General features: G+C 69.9%; 18 protein-coding genes and 2 pseudogenes. 14 read left to right on the forward strand and 6 right to left on the reverse strand.

Annotated elements, in window-relative coordinates; translation table 11 throughout:
• Positions 1 to 71: 71 nt before the first annotated feature.
• Positions 72 to 1,784, forward strand: coding sequence for a sensor histidine kinase (locus IEZ13_RS18420; RefSeq protein WP_183223378.1), 1,713 nt, complete (start codon positions 72 to 74; stop codon positions 1,782 to 1,784).
• On the opposite strand, the gene IEZ13_RS18425 is transcribed toward IEZ13_RS18420, so the two are convergent.
• The 4 genes and pseudogenes from IEZ13_RS18425 to IEZ13_RS18435 form a co-directional block, all read right to left on the reverse strand.
• Positions 1,761 to 2,948, reverse strand: a complete 1,188-nt coding sequence (locus tag IEZ13_RS18425; RefSeq protein WP_183223380.1) for a cytochrome P450 — start codon at positions 2,946 to 2,948, stop codon at positions 1,761 to 1,763. The genes IEZ13_RS18420 and IEZ13_RS18425 overlap by 24 nt on opposite strands.
• Positions 2,949 to 3,086: 138 nt before the next feature.
• The gene (locus tag IEZ13_RS18430) at positions 3,087 to 3,770 is read right to left on the reverse strand and encodes a serine hydrolase domain-containing protein (protein ID WP_229794781.1); all 684 of its coding nucleotides are present in this window, start codon (positions 3,768 to 3,770) and stop codon (positions 3,087 to 3,089) included.
• A gap of 46 nt (positions 3,771 to 3,816) precedes the next feature.
• Positions 3,817 to 3,996: pseudogene (locus IEZ13_RS46600) on the reverse strand (serine hydrolase); the annotation flags it as partial.
• 106 nt (positions 3,997 to 4,102) lie between these two features.
• Complete coding sequence (locus IEZ13_RS18435; protein WP_183223382.1) at positions 4,103 to 4,900, reverse strand: PaaX family transcriptional regulator; 798 nt, start codon at positions 4,898 to 4,900, stop codon at positions 4,103 to 4,105.
• A 90-nt stretch (positions 4,901 to 4,990) separates the two neighbouring features.
• Here IEZ13_RS18435 and IEZ13_RS18440 point away from each other — a divergent pair, with 90 nt between their 5' ends.
• Genes IEZ13_RS18440 through IEZ13_RS18470 form a run of 7 tightly spaced genes read left to right on the forward strand, consistent with a single transcriptional unit; the run spans position 4,991 to position 10,224 of the window.
• A complete protein-coding gene (locus IEZ13_RS18440; RefSeq protein ID WP_183223384.1) occupies positions 4,991 to 6,154 on the forward strand; it encodes an ABC transporter substrate-binding protein in 1,164 nt (387 codons plus the stop codon).
• Complete coding sequence (locus IEZ13_RS18445; protein WP_183223386.1) at positions 6,151 to 6,987, forward strand: ABC transporter ATP-binding protein; 837 nt, start codon at positions 6,151 to 6,153, stop codon at positions 6,985 to 6,987. Before IEZ13_RS18440 ends, IEZ13_RS18445 begins: the two co-directional genes overlap by 4 nt.
• Positions 6,984 to 7,667 carry an ABC transporter ATP-binding protein gene (locus IEZ13_RS18450; RefSeq protein ID WP_183223388.1) on the forward strand — a complete coding sequence of 228 codons (684 nt, stop codon included), beginning with the start codon at positions 6,984 to 6,986 and terminating at the stop codon, positions 7,665 to 7,667. Before IEZ13_RS18445 ends, IEZ13_RS18450 begins: the two co-directional genes overlap by 4 nt.
• On the forward strand, positions 7,664 to 8,524 hold the full coding sequence (locus IEZ13_RS18455) for a branched-chain amino acid ABC transporter permease (protein ID WP_183223390.1): 861 nt from the start codon (positions 7,664 to 7,666) through the stop codon (positions 8,522 to 8,524). Before IEZ13_RS18450 ends, IEZ13_RS18455 begins: the two co-directional genes overlap by 4 nt.
• The gene (locus IEZ13_RS18460) at positions 8,521 to 9,498 is read left to right on the forward strand and encodes a branched-chain amino acid ABC transporter permease (RefSeq protein WP_183223392.1); all 978 of its coding nucleotides are present in this window, start codon (positions 8,521 to 8,523) and stop codon (positions 9,496 to 9,498) included. Before IEZ13_RS18455 ends, IEZ13_RS18460 begins: the two co-directional genes overlap by 4 nt.
• 19 nt (positions 9,499 to 9,517) lie before the next feature.
• Positions 9,518 to 9,913 (forward strand): type II toxin-antitoxin system RelE/ParE family toxin, encoded by a 396-nt coding sequence (locus IEZ13_RS18465; protein ID WP_183223394.1) that lies wholly within the window; start codon positions 9,518 to 9,520, stop codon positions 9,911 to 9,913.
• On the forward strand, positions 9,910 to 10,224 hold the full coding sequence (locus IEZ13_RS18470) for a transcriptional regulator (protein ID WP_183223396.1): 315 nt from the start codon (positions 9,910 to 9,912) through the stop codon (positions 10,222 to 10,224). Before IEZ13_RS18465 ends, IEZ13_RS18470 begins: the two co-directional genes overlap by 4 nt.
• Here the strand turns inward: IEZ13_RS18470 and IEZ13_RS18475 are convergent, their stop codons facing one another.
• A complete protein-coding gene (locus tag IEZ13_RS18475) occupies positions 10,225 to 11,097 on the reverse strand; it encodes an alpha/beta fold hydrolase (protein WP_183223398.1) in 873 nt (290 codons plus the stop codon).
• A gap of 234 nt (positions 11,098 to 11,331) precedes the next feature.
• Between IEZ13_RS18475 and IEZ13_RS18480 the strand changes: the two genes are divergently transcribed.
• From IEZ13_RS18480 to IEZ13_RS18495, 4 genes and pseudogenes are all read left to right on the forward strand, one after another.
• Positions 11,332 to 12,387, forward strand: coding sequence for a hypothetical protein (locus IEZ13_RS18480; RefSeq protein WP_183223400.1), 1,056 nt, complete (start codon positions 11,332 to 11,334; stop codon positions 12,385 to 12,387).
• Positions 12,384 to 13,244, forward strand: coding sequence for a hypothetical protein (locus tag IEZ13_RS18485; protein ID WP_183223402.1), 861 nt, complete (start codon positions 12,384 to 12,386; stop codon positions 13,242 to 13,244). Before IEZ13_RS18480 ends, IEZ13_RS18485 begins: the two co-directional genes overlap by 4 nt.
• Complete coding sequence (locus IEZ13_RS18490) at positions 13,241 to 14,587, forward strand: hypothetical protein (RefSeq protein WP_183223404.1); 1,347 nt, start codon at positions 13,241 to 13,243, stop codon at positions 14,585 to 14,587. The genes IEZ13_RS18485 and IEZ13_RS18490 overlap by 4 nt, the downstream gene beginning before the upstream one ends.
• A 64-nt stretch (positions 14,588 to 14,651) precedes the next feature.
• Positions 14,652 to 15,767 (forward strand): annotated as a pseudogene (locus tag IEZ13_RS18495) (MFS transporter); the annotation flags it as partial.
• A 346-nt stretch (positions 15,768 to 16,113) separates the two neighbouring features.
• Here IEZ13_RS18495 and IEZ13_RS18500 read toward each other — a convergent pair.
• Positions 16,114 to 17,109 carry a helix-turn-helix transcriptional regulator gene (locus tag IEZ13_RS18500; protein WP_183223406.1) on the reverse strand — a complete coding sequence of 332 codons (996 nt, stop codon included), beginning with the start codon at positions 17,107 to 17,109 and terminating at the stop codon, positions 16,114 to 16,116.
• Positions 17,110 to 17,551: 442 nt separating this feature from the next.
• Between IEZ13_RS18500 and IEZ13_RS18505 the strand changes: the two genes are divergently transcribed.
• Together IEZ13_RS18505 and IEZ13_RS18510 are read left to right on the forward strand one after the other, a co-directional pair.
• Complete coding sequence (locus tag IEZ13_RS18505) at positions 17,552 to 18,781, forward strand: ATP-grasp domain-containing protein (protein WP_183223408.1); 1,230 nt, start codon at positions 17,552 to 17,554, stop codon at positions 18,779 to 18,781.
• A gap of 40 nt (positions 18,782 to 18,821) precedes the next feature.
• Positions 18,822 to 20,072, forward strand: a complete 1,251-nt coding sequence (locus IEZ13_RS18510) for an ATP-grasp domain-containing protein (RefSeq protein WP_183223410.1) — start codon at positions 18,822 to 18,824, stop codon at positions 20,070 to 20,072.
• Positions 20,073 to 20,083 lie beyond the last annotated feature (11 nt).

The raw sequence follows: 20,083 nt of genomic DNA on the forward strand, positions 1-20,083 counted from the left end.
TCGGCCCCGGGAGCGGTGTGCTCGCCGGTAGCCTTCACCTGGGAGTCTGCGGCGGGTTGGGGGCGATGGCCGTGAACCCGGTAAGCATCGCGGGACGGCCGGAGGCTGCCCCGGTACGCCGGGGTCTGTGGATCTGCGCGGCCACGGTGATCGCGGTGACCCTGGCCGTGGCGCCGGTCGCCGGCCATCGCATGGCTGTTCACCCGAACCTGATCAACGCGTTCTTCGTCCTCATGGCGTCCGCGGACCTGCTGACCGCGCACCTGCTGATGCAGCAGTTCCTGGCCGCCGGCCGGCTGGCGACGCTCGGCCTGTCGTCGGCCTACCTCTACTCCACCCTGATGATGGTTCCCTACGCCGTCGTCTTCACCCGGATCCAGCACCAGGGCATGGACTCGATCTGGGCCGAGGTCTGCGGACCGTGGCTGTTCCTGCTGGTCCTGGGTGGTTTCCCGGCGCTGGTGGCGGCGCAACCGTACGTCGTCGCGGCGCTGCCGGCCCGGTGGAGCGAAGTGGCCCGGCGACGGCGGCGGGTGGCCGCCGTGGTCGCGGCGGGTGCGATGGTCACGCTGGTGGGCGTGGTGACGGCTGTCGTCGTCGGTGCGGCGGAGTGGCTGCCCCGGATCTATCACGGCGGCACACCGACCGGGGCCGTCCGCTGGGCGGTGGCCGCGACGATGCTGGTCACGATCGCCGCCCTGATCACGGTGATCAGAGGCCTGCGTTACCGGCCGCCGGTGGAGGGATGGGTGGTGGTGGCGATCAGCGCGTCCGTGGCCACCGAGACCCTGTTCCTGGCCGCTCCGCATCGCTACACGCTGGCCTACTACATGGCACGGATCACTCTGCTGGTCTCCTCCGGGGTGGTGCTGGTGGCCCTGATAGCCGAGACCGCGAGTCTCTACCGCCGGCTCGCGGCCGCTCACGAGGATCTCGACCGGGCGCATCGCGAACTGGGCCGCCGGGCCGGGAATCTGGCCGTCATGAATCGGGAGCTGGAGGCCGCGGGCGCCTGGAAGAGCGACATCATCGCCACCCTGACCCACGAGATCAACCAGCCGCTGGCGGTGATCTCGGCCTACTCCGAGGAACTGACCCAGGAGTGGGACACCACCACCGACAGCGAACGCCGCGCGGCCGTCCAGACGCTGGGCAGGCGGGTCAACCAGTTGCTCGACATGGCCGCCCACCTGCTCGCCCTCTGCCGCGCCGAGCCGGGCGAGATCGACACCCGGCCCGTCGTCCTGCCGGTCGAGCAGGCGCTGGCCCGTGTCAAGGACAACCTGACGCGAAAGGCCCGGACGAGGGTCAGCGTCGACCCCGGGCCGCCCGGAGCCGCCGTCTGGGCCGACCCGGTGCACATCCACGAGGTGCTGACCAACTTCGTCACGAACGCGGTCAAGTACAGCCCCGGCGACATCCACGTGTCGGCGACCCTCGACAACGCGGACGGCCAGGTCCTGTTCGCCGTCACCGATGAGGGCGACGGGGTGCCGCCGGACTTCGTCGAGCACCTCTTCGACCGCTTCACCCAGGCCGATCGGTCCGGCGGCGAGAGAACCGGCGCCGGGTTCGGTCTCTACCTGTCCCGGCTGCTCGCCGAGGCGAACCACGGCCGCGTCTGGTACGAGGACGCCGTCCCCCACGGCAGCCGGTTCGTGCTGGGCCTGCCCCACGCGCAGCACAGCCCGGAGACCCGCGGCGCCGGGTCACCGCCACTGGCGGGCGCCGCCGACCGAGGTCCGGTGACCAGCCGCGGGTCAGCCGGCGACCGCGAATCGTAGCGGCAACCGGTCCGGTCCCTGGGTGCCGATCGGGGGCCGCCAGCTCACCTCGCCGGCGACGACCGGCGGCCCGAAACGGCGGGTCAGGACCGGGAGCGCCTCCCGCAACTGGGCGTGGGCCAGCGCCGACCCCAGGCAGTAGTGCGGACCGGCGCCGAACTGGAGCAGCGGCGCCTCGCGGACGGCCGTGATGTCGAAGGACCGTCCACCGGGATAGGCGCGCGGATCCCGCTGCGCGGTCGGCACGGCGATGGTCATGAAGGTCCCCGTGGTGACCGGCAGCCCATGGAAGGTGAAGTCCTCGGTCGCGCGGCGGAACACGCTCGCCGCCGACGGCCGCCAGCGCATCGTCTCGATGACGGCGCGGTCGGCCAGTTCGGGCCGGTCGCGCAGCAGCGTCCACTGTCCGGGGTGGTCGGTGAAGCAGACCATCGCGTTGGAGAACTGGTGGCTCGTGTTGTCGTGGGCGCCGAAGACCAGGGTGACCAGCAGGTTGCGCAGCTCCTCCCGGGTGACCGTCGCGTCGACCTGCCAGGCGGCGACCATGTGCGAGATCAGGTCGTCGGCCGGATGCTTCGACCTCTCGTCGATCAGCGTGTCGATGTAGCCGCTCAGCCCCACCACGGCCCGTTCCACGCGTGCCGCGGTGTCCCCGCCGGCGGCCAGGGCGAAGATCAGGCCGATGTCGCTGGACCAGGTGCTGAAGAGGTCGTGGTCGGCGGCGGGCACACCGAGCAGTTCGCTCATCACCGCCAGCGGCAGCCGATCGGCGAACGCGCCGGCGAATTCGGTCTCACCGGCCTCGGCGATCTCGTCGGCCAGTGCCTCGGCCGTCGCCCGGATGAACGGCCGCAGCCCGTCGACGGTGCGGGGTGTGAAGGCCCGCCCGACGATACCGCGCAAACGGCGGTGGTCGGCGCCGTCGTGGTTGACGACCATCGGCACCCACCAGTCGTAGATCGGCCCGGAGGTGATGCCGTCCCGCCGCAGAAAGCCGTCGCCGCCGTGGTCGAGGCGCCGGTCCCGGAGTATCTCCTGCGCCTCCGCGTGGCGCAGCACGATCGGCCCGAGTGGACTGTCGGCAAACCAGCCGGCGTCCTGTGCGGCCAGCACCTCCGGTGCGGCGAAGTCGAACGCCGGATCGACGACATTGAGGAACGGCATGCGGGACCCCCTCGGCCGGTCAGACAGACGTCACCGAGTGTGCCCTGCCGATTACCAAGAGCGGAAGCCGATCGTGCCCGGGCGACATCCCGCCGGAGGCGGCGCCCGGGCATCGATCAGCCCACCCGGGAACGGCTGTCAGGCGTCGATGGCCTGGTAGATGGTGGTCCAGAAATCGTGGAAGGCGTGGGCCGACGCCGAGTTCGAGGCGCCCACCTGGGTGAGCAGCACGCCGACCAGACCGTGCTGCGGGTCGGCGTAGGTGGAGGTGCCCGAGCCGCCGTCCCAGCCGAACTGGCCGACCGGGGCGTAGTCGCCGCGGTAGGTGCGCACCGCCATGCCGAAGCCCCAGCCGCCGTGCTGGCCCTGGCCGAAGGAGATGTGTACGTTGTCGCGGGCCATGGCGGTGCGGGCGGTGTTCTGTTCGGTGGTGAGCCGCGGGGTGGTCATCAGTTCGACCGCCGGGCGGGACAGGATGCCGTCGCCGCCGTTGAGCAGCATCCGGAAGTAGGCGAGGTAGTCGTCGGCCGTCGACACCAGGCCACCGCCGCCGCCGGTGAAGGTGGGCGGGGAGGACCAGCGGCCGCCCTTCGCCTCGTCCCAGACGAGGAACTCGCCGGTCTGCGGGTCGGGGGCGTAGAGGGTGGGCAGCCGGTCGATGTCCTCGGCGGGCACGTGGAAGCCGGTGTCGGTCATGCCGAGCGGGCCGAAGACCCGCTCGGACAGGAACGACTCGAACGACTGGCCGGTGACCCGGGCGACGAGCACCCCGAGCAGGTCGCTGGCGATGTGGTACTGCCAGCGCTCGCCGGGCTGGTGCATCGACCGGGTCGTCGAGCCGCAGCCGGCACTCGTCCAGCAGGATCATCCCGGCCGCCACGGTGACCGGCTTGGACGTGGACGCCATCCGGAAGATGGTGTCCCGCTGGATCGCCGCGCCACCGTCGTGACGCATGGTGCCGAGCGCCTCCACGTGGGTCTCGTCGCCCCGGCTGACCAGTGCGACGAGCCCGGGGATCCGGCCGGAGTCGACATGCCGCGCGAGCACGTCACGTCACCGTTGTAGTCCGGCCGGTGAGAATCGAGTCATCGGAGAGTTCCTCTCGGGTGAGTGTCCTAAGTGTTCTCAGGATTCGAGAGGGTCCTTGTGGCGATCAATAGTGGACATCGCTGAGATCGAGCAGGTCCGCGGCCAGGGCGCGCGCCGGGGAGAGGGAGGCGGCGTCGAGGTCGCGGAAGAGCTTCTGGGCGCGGACGGCGGGCCAGCCGGCCGGCAGGTGCTCGACCGGCAGGCGGGGGTCGCGGCGGATCGCGCCGAGCCATTCGGCGATCAGGCTGAGCCGCGCGGCCAGCGGGTCGGGGTACGGCGCGGGGCCCTCCCACCGGTCCAGGAAGTCCTGGTAGCGGGCGGCCAGCCCGGCCAGGTCGTACGCGTCGCTGACCATCTGTCCGATGTCGGTCAGGTCCGCGGCCCGGGCGTGGAAGACGCGGGCGTGGGCGGACAGCCCGAGACCGTCCACGATGTCTTGCGCCGCGACGGCTCCGGGCGCGATCCACAGCCCGCCCTGCAAGGGCCCGAACCCGGACCATGCGAGCTGTGAGCGCAGGTCGTGGCGTTGCCGCTGCCAGGATTCGGGCAGTGAGAAGCAGAGCAGCGTCCACGTGCCGTCCCAGCGGTCGTTGACGGCGCCGGTCTCCCAGATGCGGGCGCGGCCGTCGCGCAGGATTTCGGCGGCGCGCGGGGTGAGACCGAAATACATCTTGCGGCCGTCGCGCTGCCGGTGCAGCAGACCGCGGTTGACCATGCGGGTGAGGGTGGACCGGGTGGCGTGCGAGGAGATGCCGAGCCGGTCCAGCACGTCGATCACGCTGCCGGAGAAGACGCACACGTCCCGGTCCAGCACGAAATCGCCGAGCAGCATGAGCATCAGCGTCTGTGGATTCGACGGCATGGGCTAGATGTTAGGCACATTCTTGACGGCTGTGTAGGGAAAGCCTAACTTCGATGTCCTGTAACGCACCGGTAACCCGTGGAGGTCATCGTGCGCAGAATCGGATCCCTACTCCTGACACTCACCCTCGCCACGGCCGCCTGCGGCGGCGAAACCGGCGACGAGAGCAACGACGTGATCAAGGTCGGTCAGATCGTCTCGCTGACCGGCAACTACTCCCCGCTCGGCAGCGAGAACCAGAAATCGGTGGCCCTCGCGGTCGAGAAGATCAACGCGGCCGGCGGCATCGGCGGCCGCCGGATCGAACTCGCCGTCCGTGACGACAAGAGCCTGCCCGACCAGGCCGTCCTCGCCTTCAACGAGCTCAAGGACGACTCCGACGCGATCATCGGCTCGCCGTTCAGCAACTCGGCGCTGGCCACCATCCCGCTCGTCGACCGCGAGGAGATCCCCTACATCTCGCTCACCCCGGCGGACGAGCAGGTCAACCCGGTTCATCCGTACGTCTTCGTCGTCCCCGCCCTGTCCGGCACCTACGCCCAGGCCGCCCTGGAGTACTTCCAGGACCGGAAACTCACCCGGATCGCCGTCGCCTACGACACCAAGAGCAGCTACGCGGTCGCCGGATTCAAAGGCCTTCAATCAAAGGCCTCCCAGTACGGCGTGACGCTCGGCCCGATCGAGGAGTTCCAGACCACCGCCACCGAGTTCGGCGCCATCTTCACCCACGTGCGGTCGTCCGACGCCCAGGCCCTGATGCTGTGGGCCACCGGCGCGCCGGCCGTCGCCATCACCAAGCAGTACGCCGCCTCGGGCCTCACCATCCCACTCGTCCTGACCGGCTCGCAGGCCAGCAGACTCTTCCTGGAACCGGCCGGCCCGGCCGCCGAGGGCGCCACCATCGCCAGCAGCGTCGGCGTCGTCGGCGAACACCTCCCGGCCGGCGAACTGAAGACCGCCGTCGACGAGCTGACCAGCGCGTTCACCACCAGGTACGGCTACCCGCCGCCGCAGTTCGCGCAGGACGGCTACAGCGGCGTGAAACTGCTCGCGGCCGCCATCGAGAAGGCCGGCGGCACCGATGCGAAGAAGGTCCGCGACGCCCTCGCTGGTCTCACTCTCACCACCCCCAACGGCACCTACAGATACTCGGCCACCGACCACTCCGGCCTGACCACCGAGTTCATCTCGATCAACACGATCGAGGGTGGCAAGTTCGTCCCCACCGACTTCTCCAAGGGACGATTCCGGTGAGACTGACCGTCGACGGGGTCTCCCGCGCGTTCGGCGGCGTCTACGCCGTCCGCGACGTGAGCCTCACTGTCGAACCGGGCGAGCTGCGCGCTGTCATCGGACCGAACGGCGCCGGAAAGTCGACGCTGTTCGCCCTGATCGGCGGCCAGCTCGCCCCGGACACCGGAAGCGTGGCGCTCGACGGCGAACCCGTCGAGCGCCTCCCCGCCCACCGGCGCGCCGCCCGCGGCGTCGGCATCGTCTTCCAGGCCGCCCGCACCTTCCACGGCATGACCGCCCTCGAGAACGTCATGGTCGGCGCGCACGCCACCACCCGGTCCGGCTTCCTCTCGGCCGCCCTGCGCCTGCCCGGCCACCACCGCGAGGAACGCCACATCCGGCACCGCGCCCTCGCCTGCCTCGACCGCACCGGCCTCGCCGCCTGGGCACACCGCCCCGCCGAGGAACTCCCCCTCGGCCAGCAGCGCGCCCTCCAACTCGCCCGCGCCCTCTGCGGCGAGCCCCGCCTTCTGCTGCTCGACGAACCCGCCTCCGGACTGCGCGCCGCCGAACGCGAACACCTGGCCACCCTCATCGCCGGCCTGCGCGCCGAAGGCCGCACCATCCTCCTGGTCGAACACGACGTCGCCTTCGTGATGCGCCTCGCCGACCGGATCACCGTCCTCGACCTCGGCCGGGTCATCGCCGAAGGCGCCCCCGCCGAGGTCCGCGCCGACCCCCGGGTCATCGCCGCCTACCTGGGTCCCACGGCCGAGAATTCCGAGATCAAGACCGACCCCGCGATGGTACGGCCACCCGCGCCCCGATCCGGCGACAGAGGTGTCCACCCGTGACCGCCGTCGTCGAGACCCGTGCCCTGACCGTCCGGTACTCCGGCGCCACCGCCCTCGACGGCGTCGACCTGACCGTCCACGACCACGAGATGGTCGCCCTCATCGGCGCCAACGGAGCCGGCAAGTCCACCCTGGTCAAAGCCCTCTCCGGGCTGCTGCGGCCGGACTCCGGCACGATCACCGTCTCCGGCCGCCTCGCCCAGGTCCCCGAGGGCCGGGAGATGTTCGGCGACCTCACCGTCGACGACAACCTGCGCCTCGGCGGCTGGCGCAACGGCCGCGGCGGGCGCGACACCACCGGCGTCTACGAACTGCTGCCCGAACTGGCCGGCATCCGCACCCGCAGGGCCGGCGCGCTCTCCGGCGGGCAGCAGCAGATGGTCGCCATCGGCCGCGCCCTGATGGCCCGCCCCGACATCCTGGTCATCGACGAACTCAGCCTCGGCCTCGCCCCACTGATCGTCACCACCCTCGTCGGCCATCTGCGCGCCCTCAACACCGACCGCGGCCTCGCCGTCCTGCTCATCGAACAGAACGCCCGCCTCGCCCTCGACCTGTGCGACCGCGCGTACGTCCTGGAAGCCGGCCGGATCGCCCTGCACGGCCGCGCCGCCGCCCTGGCCCGCGACCCCCGCGTCGCCGCCGCCTACCTGGGCGGCCACATCGAGGTGACCTCATGAGCGACCTGATCGGGTACCTGGTCACCGGGCTCGGTATCGGGGCCGGGTTCGCGCTGGTCGCCAGCGGGCTCGTGGCGATCTACCGGGTCACCCGGGTGGTCAACTTCGCCCAGGGCGCGTTCGCCGTGCTCGCCGCCATGCTGGCCGCCTCCCTGCTCGGCGCCGGCGTCCCGCACGGCCTCGCCGAACTCGGCGGCGTCACGCTCGGCGCACTCACCGGCCTCATCGTCGGCGCCGTCGCGATCGGGCGCCCCGGCACCAGCCCCGGAACCTCGCTTATCGTCACCCTCGGACTGGGCGTGCTGGCGTACGCCGTAGAGATCCTGATCTGGGGAGACCAGCCACGCTCCTATCCGGGCGTGCCCGGCGTGGCCGACCTGGCCGGCGCCCGGCTCCAGGCCCACTACCTGCTGATCATCGCGGTGACCGCGCCGGTCTTCGCCCTGATGGCCTGGTTCTTCACCCGCACCGACCTGGGCCGGGCGCTGTCCGCCTGCGCCTCCAACCGCTACGCCGCCCAGGTCGTCGGCATCGACGTACGCCGGATGGGCCTGCTCGCCTTCACCATCGGCGGCGCCCTCGGCGGCCTCGCCGGAGTCCTCACCACACCGGTGCAGCAGGTCACTTTCGACAGTGACGTCGCTCTGATCGTCAACGGTTTCGCCGCCGCCGTCCTCGGCGGCCTCACCCGGCCGGTGATCGCCCTCGCCGGCGGGCTCCTGCTCGGCGTGGCACAGACCCTGGCCGCCGGCTACGGCGGCGGCGCCTACCAGGTGGAGGTGGCCCTCGTGCTGATGCTCACCGTCATGATCGTCCAGGCGGCCCGCACCGGGCCGGTCGCGGAGACCGCCCGATGAGGCGCCGGCTCCCGGCCGTGCTGCTGCTCGCGGTGCTCACCCTGCTGCCGCCGCTCCTCCCGGAACGGCATCTCGCGACGTTCGTGCTGCTCGCGCTCGCCGCGACGGTCACCGTCGGCGTCTCGCTGTTGATGGGGTACGCGGGACAGGTCTCGCTGGGACAGGCCTCCTTCTACGCGATCGGGGCGTACGCGGCCGGCCTGCTCGCCGTCCACGGAGTCCCGCCCCTGCTCGGCCTGCTCGCCGCCCCGGTGATCGCGGCGGTCGCGGCCACCCTGCTCGGGGCGCCACTGCTCCGGCTACGCGGCCACCACCTGGCCTTCGCCACCCTGGCGGTACAGCTCATCCTGCTGTCCCTGCTCGCCCAGGCCGACTGGGCGGGCGGCGCGATCGGCCTCCAGGGCATCCCACGGTTCTCGATCGGCGGCTTCGAACTGCGTGAGGACCTCGGTTACGCGTACGCCGCAGGGTTCGTCCTGATGATCGCCGTGCTGATCGCGCGCAACGTGATCGAGTCCCGCGCGGGCCGCGGCATGCGCGCCGCCGCCACGAGCGAGACGGCCGCCGCGGCCAGCGGTGTGGCGATCGGCGGCTATCGGCTGGCGGTGTTCGCCCTGTCCGCCGCCTTCGCCGGCCTGGCCGGTGGCGTCTACGCCTTCTACCTGGGATATCTGGCGCCCGGCTCGTTCCCGGTGCTGCTGTCCATCGAGTTCGTGGTGATGGCGGTGGTCGGCGGCCTGGGCACGATCGCCGGCCCGCTGGTCGGCGCTTCCGTGATCGTCCTGCTGGTGCAGGCGCTCAACACCCTGGGCACCCAGCCGGGCATGCCCGGCTACGCCCCGGCCGTCCTCTCCTACGCCGTCTACGCCATCGTCCTGATCGTCTGCGTCCTCTACCTCCCGAAGGGCCTGGTTCCGCCCATCCGTGACCGCCTTTCCGTTCGGCCCGCAACACCGGCCCCCGATCATGTTTAGCTCGAGCTATAGTCGCTGAATGCCGGACTCGCAGAGCCGCCGCTGGTCGATTCGCACCACAGGTCAGGTTCGTGACTGGCTCAGAGCGTTACGGCAGGCAGACCAGCAGACCTACCGATCCGTGAACATCGCGGTTGACATGCTCGCCGAGATCGGACCGGGTCTGGGACGCCCGTTGGTCGACACCCTGACCGGAACGGTGATCAGTAACCTCAAGGAGTTGCGTCCCAGGTCGGGCCGTGACGTCGCGATCCGGATCATCTTCGTGTTCGACCCGTGGTCGCAGGCGGTGCTCCTGATCGCGGGAAACAAGGCGGGTAACTGGGATCGCTGGTATCGGTCGGCGATACCAGCGGCAGAGGTGGCGTATGACGCCTGGCTTGCGGAAGAGCGGAAGAGGCGGGGTGACTCATGACTGAGTTTCACGACTGGGACGACATTCGGGCGGAGCTGCACGACGGGGATGACGAGGCCCTTGTGCGGGAGCGCGCGCGGACCGAGGCCTGGGTCAGTGCGTACCACCTCGCGGAGGAGCGGCAGCGCCTCGGGATGACGCAGCGGCAGGTTGCCGAGTTGATGGGGGTGACGCCGGGGCGGGTCAGCCAGATCGAGAACGGCGACCTCGATGTGAACGAGGTCGCCACCCTCAGCCGTTATGCCCGGGCGTTGGGCGCCCGCATGCGGATCATCTTCGACTACGGCGACGATCTTCGGCAGATTGCCTGATCAGGCCCTGTCGAGGGTTTCTCGGAGGGTGGCGGCGAACGGGCCCGGATCGCCGTGCTGGCCGAATTCGCCGCCGAGGAAGCCGGCGTGGTTGCCCGGGAAGACGGTGGGTTCGAGGCCGAGACGGCCGGCGACCGCGAGGCCGCCCCGGTGGGCCAGCTCGTCGGTGGACTCGGCGCCCACCCCGATCACGATGCGGGTCGACGCGGCGCGCAGGGCGTCGAAGTCCGGCTCGTAAAGGCAGCAGGTCACCAGGTTCTGGCCGAGCAGCACGTCGTCGCGGGAGCCGTCGTCGTCGGCGGGCAGGCCGAAGGCGGCCGGGGCGGGGCCGGGGCGCGAGACGAAATCGGCCGGGACCGGGCCCTTCAACGAGACGATCTCGATGAACTTGACCATCGCCGGGCCCAGGCCGGACTTCTGGTACAGCTCGCGGATGCCGTTGACCGCGGCCACCGCGGTCTCGTGGTCGTCCAGCAGCCGCGTGGTCGGTGGCTCGTGGGCGGCCAGCACCCGGATCAGGCCGGGATGCGCGGCCACCAGGGCCAGCGCGTTGACCGCGCCGCCGCTGCTGGCGAACAGGTCGACCGGGCCGCCGCCGGCCGCCTCGATCACCCGGCGTACGTCGTCGGCGTGCTGCTCCGGCGTCGACTCCGGCGCCGGATCGGTGCGAACGCTGCGGCCGGTGCCGCGCGGGTCGTAGGTGATGACGGTCCGGTCGGTGAAGTGGCCGGCCAGGGTGACGAAGCCGGAAGCGTCCATCGGCGAGCCGATCAACAACAGCGGGGGAGCGGTGGCCGGGGTGGCCGGCTCACGGACGTCGTAGCGCAGAACCGCGCCGGGAACCTCGAGGGTGTGCGTCACGGGTTCGGTCATGACCCGACACTATCCGCCGTAACCGGGCGACCACGGCTCCACCGTGATCTGCCCGGCGTGTCCGTCGGCCGGCCGCCGCACCAGCGTGAACGATTCCGCGCCGGTTCTGGCCGCCCGCGAGATCGACGGAGATCTCCGTCGTTGTCCATCGTCACATCGTCCGGTGTCCGATCGAACCATGTAAGGACAGCGATGTAGGTTACGGTCGCCGAGTCGATCAGAGGGGGAGCGATCGTGACAACATCCGTGGAACGGGCAGTGCCGGTGCAAGCGCCCACCGTGACATTCAGCGCGCGTGAGCGGTGGATCCTGCTGGTCGCCAGCGCATGGCTGGTCATCGGGCTGCAACTGGACGCGTACGCCCACGCCACCACCCCGGAGCTGGAGACCTTCTGGACGCCGTGGCACGGCGTGCTCTACTCCGGCATCGCGGCCTCCGGCTTCACTCTGCTGTGGATCATGCGCTCCCGACTGCCCGGCATCCCCACGTACTCCAGTGTTCTGGCCCTGCCCAACGCGCTGCGCATCCCGCTCGCCGGCATGGCGTTCCTCCTGGTCGGCGGTGGTGTCGACACGCTCTGGCACAACATCTGGGGCATCGAGCAGGGCATGGAGATCTTCGTGAGCCCCAGCCACGAGTTCATCATCCTCGGCATGGTGCTGGTCGCGATGGGCCCGGCGCTGATGCTCGCCGCCAACCCGGGCGACCGGCTCGGCCTCGCCGGCGGTCTCCTCGTCGGCATCTCCACCCTGTTCGCGGCTCTGCCGGTGCACATCTACTCGCTGCACGCCACCGCCCTCGGCTTCCGCCATCTGGGCGCCGACCTCGACCCGGTGCCGGTGTATTCGCCCGACTCGCAGCTCGTGCACGGCTACCTGTTCAGCACCGTCCTGCTGCTCGTGCCGTTCCTCGCGATCGGCCGCCGCTGGCCGCTGCCGCTCGGGCTGCCGGCCGCGCTGGTCAGCCTGATCGCCGTCTTCATGCACCTGATGTTCGACTCGCAGCGTGCCTGGTGGCCGGCGCTGACCGTGGCCGCCGCCGCGATCGCCCTGGAGATCGTGCTGCGCGCCGTGAACCCGCTGGTCAGGCTCGGTGCCAACGCCCGCTGGATCCTCTTCGGCCTGATCACGCCGCCGGCCGTGTGGGGCGCGGTGCTGCTGGTCGGCAAGATCCAGACCGGCACCACCGGCTTCAACATCCACATGGTGAGCGGGCTGATGGTCCTGACCGCCTTCACCGGGGTGGGCACCGTGCTCGTCGCCCGCAGCATCCACCGTCTCGCCGAGTGAGGCGGATCGTCGCGGTCCTGGTCACCATCGTCTGCACGCTGGTGGTGACCGGCGAGCCGGCCGCCGCGCACGCGGGCGGCCTGACCGCCACCGACTCCCGCGGCCGCGTCGTCTCCGTCACTCCCGCCCTGCCGGGGCTGGAGGTGGTCGCCATCGAGGACGGTGCCCGGCTCCGCCTGCGCAACGGCACCGGCGGACCGGTGACGATCCCGGGCGGGGCCACGGTCGCGCCCGGCGCCGAGCACACCTGGGCCGACGAACGCGCCACCCCCGACGGCCGCACCGTCGCGGCGGGCCGGACCGTCCCCTGGACGATCACCCTGGACGCCGACGGCACCCCGGTCACGGTCGACGGCGTACTGATCGGGGAGGAGCGCCCACCCGCGGCCCCGTGGTGGGCCGCCGCCGCGCTCACCGGCGCCGCGCTCGTGCTTCTCGCCCGGAGGCTGCGCCGCGCCGACCTGCTGCTGGCCGCCGCGGGCGGTGTCGCCGCACTGTCCTCGATCGTGCACGTGACCGGATCCACCCTGGCCGTCGAATCCGCGCCACTCGCCGGAACCTTCCTGAGCGCCGCCGGGATCAACCTCCTCGCCTGGCCGCTGATCGTCGGCGGAGCGGTGGCCGCTCTGCGCGGCCGGGCCGCCGGGATCCTCGCGGTCTGCGGGGGAGCGGCCCTGACCGCGGTGTTCGTCCTGCCCGACGTGACCTCGTTCCACCGTGCGGTCCTGCCGTTCGCCGGTCCCGCCGACCTGGAACGCATCCTGGTCGTCCTGGCGCTCGGCCTCGGCGCGGGCGTCGCGGTGGCCGGCGCCGGCGTGCTGCGCGACCTGGCCCGTAGAGCCGAGGAAACAGTGTGACTCCGCCGGTCGGGCACCGCTCCGCGGACCTGCCGCTCGCGCACGGTGTGGGGGAGTCCGCGGACCTGCCGCTTCCGCTCGATCTGGTGTTGCAGGCCGGAGCCGCGACCCTCGTGCTGTCCTTCCTGATCGCCGGCCTCTGGTGGCGGGAACCACGCCTCGAACCGTCCGTCCCGCGGTCCCTCGGCCTCGGCGGCTACCTGCGCTATCCGGTCCTCCTACTGGCCCTCTACGTCACCGGCTACGCCGTCGCCGGCCCGCGCGGCCCGGAGAACCCCGCCCCGCACGCCCTGTTCGTCCTGCTCTGGGTGGGCCTGGTGCCGGTCAGCATGATCGTCGGCCCGGTCTGGCGGACGGTCAACCCGCTGCGCACCCTCTTCACCCTGCTCGGCCTCCCGCGTCGCGGGCTGCGCCCGCTTCCGCCCGGCACTTCCGGCTCGGCCTGGCCGGCGGCCGCCTTCCTGCTGGCGTTCGTCTGGTTCGAGCTGGTGGTGCCCCATCACGGCGATCCGGTCGCGGTCGGTCTCTTCCTTCTGGCGTACGCCGTGAGCCAACTCCTCCTGGCCACCCTCCGCGGTGAGGAGTGGTTCGCGCGCGGCGACAGCTTCGAGGTCTACTCCGACCTGGCCGGCCGCCTGAGCCCCTTCCGCTGGCGCCCACTGCTCTCCGGCCTCGCCGGTCCAGCGGCCGGCGAGTCCACGTCGACCGCACCCGCGAATCCGGTCCCGACGTCGGTTGCGCCCGCGAATCCGGTCCCGATGCCGGGCGCGGCCGAGGCTCCGGCGCCGAGCGCGGCCGCTGGGGTCGCCGTCTCGACGCGAGCCCGCCAGTCGCTGGCCACCGCCGGTCTGGCCGCCTTCATCGCCGTCTGGTGGGGCTCGACCGTCTTCGACAGCGCCTCCAGCTCCCCGGCCTGGACCACGTTGACCCGGAACCCGCTCTCGGGGACCGCGGGCCTCGTACTCCTCTGCTCGTCGGTCTTCCTGGCGGTCCGCTGGACCGCGGGCCGCCTGGACGTGACCATGTCGCTGATCCCGATCGCGGCCGGCTACACCCTCGCCCACTACCTGTCCCTGCTGATCACCGAGGGCCCGCGCGGTCTTCTCCTGCTGGCGGGTTCGGACATCACCGGGACGATCACCCCGTCCCCGCAACTGATCTCCGCCGTACAGATCGCTCTGATCCTGATCGGACACGCGGTAGGCGTGATCGTGGCCCACGACCGTGCCCTGGCCGAACACCCCGGCCGCCCGCTGCTCGCCGTCCTGGCCGACGAGTTCCCGATGGTCCTCTTCATGATCGGATGCACCTGGGCCGGACTGTTCCTGCTCTTCGTCCGCTGAGGTCCGCTGGGGAGCTGAAACTGACTTCGCACTGACAGTTCCTTGAGAAGAAGTCGGGGCCGCCGGGACCCTCCCGCACCTGATCGCCGGCCTGCCGGCCGGCCCGCTGGTCGACCGCTGGAACCGCCACCGCATCCTGCTGGTCAGTGAACTCGTCGCCGCCGTGGCGCTTGTGACCGTGCCCCTCGCCATCTGGTCCGGCGTTCTCACTGTCGCCCAGATGTGCGCGGTCGTCTTCGTGCAGGGACTGTGTCTCGTCTTCTTCGAACTCGCCGAACACGCCGCCCTGCCGATGGTGGTGCCACCGAGTCAACTGGCCACCGCGTTCGCCACCAACGAGGCCCGCAGTCGCGGTGTCACCCTGGCCGGCCCACCGCTGGGCGGCTTCCTCTTCACGGTCGACCGGGCACTCCCGTTCCTGGTCGACGGCCTCTCCTACCTGCTGGCCGCGGTCAGCATCCTCTTTCTGCGCCGCGACCTGCGCCCGGCCACCGAGGGCCCCGCCGAACCCCTGTGGACCTCCGCCCTGACCGGCCTCCGCTACGTCTGGCGTAACCGCTTCATCCGCGCGTCACTGCTGCTCATCGCGGTGAGCAACCTGGTCTTCCAGGCCCTGATCCTGGTCCTGGTGGTGCACGCGGGCGATCACGGCGCCACCCCCGCGCGGATCGGCCTGATGCTCGGCCTCTACAGCGCCGGCGGTCTGCTCGGCGCCCTGATCGCCGCGCGTGTCCACAGCCGGCTGTCGCTCCGTGTGGTGCTCATCGGCACGTACTGGATCTGGTCCGTCCTTCTGCCCCTCTTCGCCCTCACGTCCAGCCCCTGGCAGATCGGCGCGATCGGCGCCCTGACCGCCTTCGTCGGCCCGATCTGGAACGTCATGATCCTCACCTACGCCGGCATCACGGTCCCCAACGAGCTGCTCGGCCGAGTGATGAGCGCCGCCAACACGCTGACCTGGGGCGTCATGCCGATCGCCTCCCTCGGCGCGGGCGTCCTGCTCACCGCCGTCGGCCCGGTCGGCGCGATCGGCGCACTCTCCGCGATCATGCTGACCACAGCGATTGCCGCGACGATCAGCCCGACGATCCGACATTCAAACCCCTTGCCTGGTACGGACGACGCCGTCCCCGACCAGACTCCGCCCGCACTCGATCCCGCGACGCGCCCGCCGGGTTGAGCCTGCTCCCACCCGGCCCGGCGCTTCCCGGGACCTCCGTGCCACGGGCGGAAACCCCTGCTCAAGACCACCTTCAAGGGGGTCCGGAAGATCGGTCCAAGCCCCGTGGCAGATCGGCGGAATTGTCGCCGCCGTAATCGTTCGGCGACGTACCGATCACGCATCGGATGGCCACACAAGCGATCAACCGGTTGCGCGGAATGGCTCAATGTCCACTTCGATCACGGCGTGCTACCGCCCGGCACGTCCGGACGGTATCGACCCGCTTCGTTGATATGCAGCCAAATGCTGCTAGCGCACCGTACACAGGGAATACCGGCTGGTAGCCCCTAATGGGATCTTGGTTTCATCCGATCATCACTCGCTGCATCGGCGCCAACTTGTCTTCGTCCAGCAGCCCGTGGGTGGCGATGAGGTAGCCCAACTGGGCTCGGCTGCTGCTACCGAGGTGCCGGGCCAGACGGCTGGCGTACTCCGCCACGGTTCGGCGGCTGATGCCCAGATTGCGGGCGATCTTGTCCTCGGTACTGCCTGAAACGATCATGCGGGCGACGCTTCGCTCAATATCCGACAGTACGCCGATAGGGCGTACACCGCTGCACGGGTCGATGGCGATAGCGCGATCCCAGGTGTGTTCGAAAACCTTGACAAGGAAATTCACCACTCCCTCGTTGCGAATCTCCAACGCTGATTCATCATCGCCGAGGTACGGGATGAAGCAGACTTTCCGATCGCAGATGATAAGCCTGTCGAATACCTTGTCCACGGTTCTGATCTCAGCGCCGGCCGACATTATTCGAATGGCGTAATCAAGTGTAGGACGGTGCGAGCGAACGGCATGTTGATAGATGGTTCGCTGGCGGACTCCACGCCGGATGGTCTCCAGGCTGCGAGCCACGAGCGCGTCCAGCAGCTCCGTCGGCCGTGCGCCGCCAGGTTGCATCGTCATCAGCTCGTTCGTGCACCCCGCGACTGCCAGGTCCACCACTCGATTGATTGTTGACGATCCGCGCAGGACGACCGTCTCGGGCATCAATCCCTGATGAGCAGTGTTGAAGACCGCCTCAGCCTGGCGATAAGCCGCGCTGAGCGACTCGATGCGGCGAGTGGTCTCGGCCACTGCCGTCTCGTACGGACCCAGGGCCACGGCCGCCGCGCTGGAGGGTGGGATCACTGTCAGTTGCCCCGGCTCGTCGACGATCGGCTGCAACAGCCCCAGCGACAGCAGACACGGTGGCGCCTGGTCGGCCAGCACCTGGTGTTCGATGACGGCTCGGTGAAAGAAATCGAGGCATCCATCACAGATATCTTCAGCCGAGCACTCCCTACTGTCTGTGTTCAAACTCGTCTCCCCGTCGCGTGATCGTGCGTTGCGCAAAGATGCTAGATCAGGATTCTGTTCGTCGCCAAGAAGGCCTGGCACCCTCGGATATCGGACAGTGTTATGAAGCCGTTCTGGCGGCCGGTGGTAGATCCCGGAGCCGCGGCATAAGAGATTAGAGACAGCTACGGGGGTGAATCACATGATTGACTCTGCCCGGCAGAAGGATTGCGCTGCTCACGGTCGGTCTGACCACGGGTGGGGCCGGGGCGGCCAGCGCTGAGGACTCGGCTCCAGGATGGCGACGGCCTCCTCGACCTGCGGTTGGCGCCGGAGTCCGGTGTCGGCATTTCGTCACTGCGTAACGGCGCTTGCGCGCAACTTTGTCGCAACTTCACTGCCTAGCGGTCACTCGTTCGCAGACCGCCGAACTGTCGTGACCAAACGATGAAAGTGGAAGTAATTGGAAACGATTCTCATCGTCGGCGGACGGGTGGAGACCCTGGCCAAGGCCCGGAAGCACGGTCTGCGGGTGCTGTTCCTCCAGCACCGCGATCGCATGTTGCCCGGATACGTGGAGGTGGCCGATGCCCTCTTCATGGTCGACTACACCGATTGGGAGTTGGTTCGACCGATCGTCCTGGCCGCGCACGAGTCCTATGAGTTCACTCGGGTGATCTCGCTCGGCGAGCAGGCCATGGAGACGGTCGGCCGGATCAATGATCTGCTCGGCCTCGGCGGGACGTCGCACGAGGTGGCCGTCCGGTTCAAGGACAAGCTGACGATGCGTCGTCATATGGCGGCCACGGGCGTGCCGACGGTGGCGGCGGAAGAGGTCGACAGCGCGTCGGCGGTCAGCGCGTTCGGCGAGCGGTACGGGTATCCGCTCGTCCTCAAGCCGATCGACAACACGGCCAGCCGTGGCGTGCACGTGATCAGGAGCGCTGACGATGTGGCCGACGCCTGGCAGGCCGTCGCTGACCTGCGCGATCGCCCCGACCTGATCCTTGGCCAGTTCTTCCCGATCGGTCGATTGCTGGTCGAGCAGTACATCGCCGGACCGGAGTACAGCGTCGAGACCTTCTCGTTCGGCGGCCGGCACTCGGTCGTCGCCATCACCGAGAAATACACCGACGGGATGGTGGAGACGGCACATGCGGTGCCGGCCCGGCTCAGTGCGGAGGACGAAGCCGGGGTCGCGTCGTACGTGCGGGACTTTCTGAGTGCGATGGGCCTCCGGGACGGCGTAGCACACACCGAGATCAAACTGTCTCCGGACGGTCCACTCGTGATCGAGTCACATGACCGGATCGCCGGTGATCGGATCGGCGACCTGGTGCGCAACGCCTACGAGATCGACCTCGAGGAGTACGCGGTAGCCGCTCCGTTCGGGCTACTACCCGAGTTGCCGGACCGGCCGGTGCCGCTGCGTGCGACAGCAACCCGATTCATCACCGCCGAGCCGGGCTTGGTGACCGGTTTCGAGGGAATCGAGGACGTGGCGGAACACCCGGACTTGATCGAGCTGGATCTGTTCGTCAAGGAGGGTGACCGAACCGCGCCGGTCACCGACAACTTCGATCGCAGCGGTCAGATCCTGGTGACCGGGCCGGACACCACGACGGCGCTCGAAACCTGCGACCTGCTGGTCGGAAAGATCACCGTGCGTACCACGCCCGGTGGACTTCACTGACTCTCCCTACCGCAAGCCGACGCCACCACAGGGGACAACTGTGCAGCAGAATCGCATCGCCTTCCTGGAGAGCAGCCTCAGCGGAACCGGCAATGAGGCCATCAGAACCGCCAAGCGTCTCGGCCATCATGTCACCCTCATCACCCGGGACCTGGACTATTACCGCCAGGCCGGCCGGGGCTTCGACGAAGCCCTGATCGACCAGGTGATCATCTGCGACACGGACGATGCCGAGACGGTGGCCTCGGCGGTGACCCGCCACGGTGGCGCTGACGCGCTACTGACCATGAGTGAGTGGCATGTCGTGGTCACGGCCCAGGCCGCAGCCCGCCTCCGTCTGGTCGGGGCCGACCCGGACGCGGTCCGGGCGGCTCGCGACAAGTCGCGTACCCGCGCTCTCTGCTCCGCGTCCGGCGTGCCGATTCCGGCATACCATCGGCTGACGAACGCTGTGCTGCCGCCGGCCTTTCCGCTGCCGTGTGTCATCAAGCCGGTCGACGGTGCGCTCAGCAGCGGCGTGAAGCTGTGCCGGACGGGCGAAGAGGCTCGGCAACACACCCAGGCGCTGCTCGACCAGTGTGCCGAGCCCAACGAGCGAGGCCAACGCCGTACGCCGGCGGTGCTGATCGAGGAGTACCTGGTCGGCCCCGAGTTCAGTGTGGAGACGCTCACCTACCAGGGGCGCACGCACGTCGTGGCGATCACGCAGAAGTTGCTCTCGCCGCCGCCGTTGTTCTTCGAGACCGGGCATGTGGTTCCCGCCGCCCTTCCCGAACCGACCTGGCAGGCCTGCGCCGACCTGGTGCGCGCCGCGCTCGCCGCGATCGGTTACGAGTTCGGCGCGGCACATGTCGAGCTCCGGGTGACCGCCGCAGGTCCGAAGCTGATCGAGATCAACTGCCGGCCCGCGGGTGACCTGATCACTCACCTGGCTACCTTGGCCAGTGGGGTGGACCTGGTCGCTGAGTTGATCGACATGCATCTGGGCCGGGCGCCACGCCTGACCCCGGATCGCAGCGACGCCGCGGCGATCGTCTTCCTGCCCAGCCGGGAGGGCGTGGTCGATCGTATCGAGGGAATGTCGCAGGCCCTGGCCGGCCCTGGCGTGTCCACCGTGAGCCTCTACGTCGGCGAGGGTGCCGAGCTCGCTGCTACAGGGAGCAACTCCGATCGACTGGGACATGTGATCGCCGTCGGCCCTGATCCGGAGGTGGCGCTCGGCCGGGCGCAGGCCGCGGCCGGGCAGGTGCAGGTCAGCTATCGCGAGGTCGAGGTCTCGGCTGCTGTCTGACCGGAGCGGTA

The organism is Actinoplanes campanulatus (genome assembly GCF_014647795.1).
Taxonomy (GTDB): domain Bacteria; phylum Actinomycetota; class Actinomycetes; order Mycobacteriales; family Micromonosporaceae; genus Actinoplanes; species Actinoplanes campanulatus.

What these genes read in the sequence shown, in the direction of transcription:
- IEZ13_RS18425 (WP_183223380.1), bottom strand. Translation starts at nt 2,948, where the DNA reads ATGCCGTTCCTCAATGTCGTCGATCCGGCGTTCGACTTCGCCGCACCG.
- IEZ13_RS18430 (WP_229794781.1), bottom strand. Translation starts at nt 3,770, where the DNA reads ATGCACCAGCCCGGCGAGCGCTGGCAGTACCACATCGCCAGCGACCTG.
- IEZ13_RS18435 (WP_183223382.1), bottom strand. Translation starts at nt 4,900, where the DNA reads ATGCCGTCGAATCCACAGACGCTGATGCTCATGCTGCTCGGCGATTTC.
- IEZ13_RS18455 (WP_183223390.1), top strand. Translation starts at nt 7,664, where the DNA reads ATGAGCGACCTGATCGGGTACCTGGTCACCGGGCTCGGTATCGGGGCC.
- IEZ13_RS18460 (WP_183223392.1), top strand. Translation starts at nt 8,521, where the DNA reads ATGAGGCGCCGGCTCCCGGCCGTGCTGCTGCTCGCGGTGCTCACCCTG.
- IEZ13_RS18465 (WP_183223394.1), top strand. Translation starts at nt 9,518, where the DNA reads ATGCCGGACTCGCAGAGCCGCCGCTGGTCGATTCGCACCACAGGTCAG.
- IEZ13_RS18470 (WP_183223396.1), top strand. Translation starts at nt 9,910, where the DNA reads ATGACTGAGTTTCACGACTGGGACGACATTCGGGCGGAGCTGCACGAC.
- IEZ13_RS18475 (WP_183223398.1), bottom strand. Translation starts at nt 11,097, where the DNA reads ATGACCGAACCCGTGACGCACACCCTCGAGGTTCCCGGCGCGGTTCTG.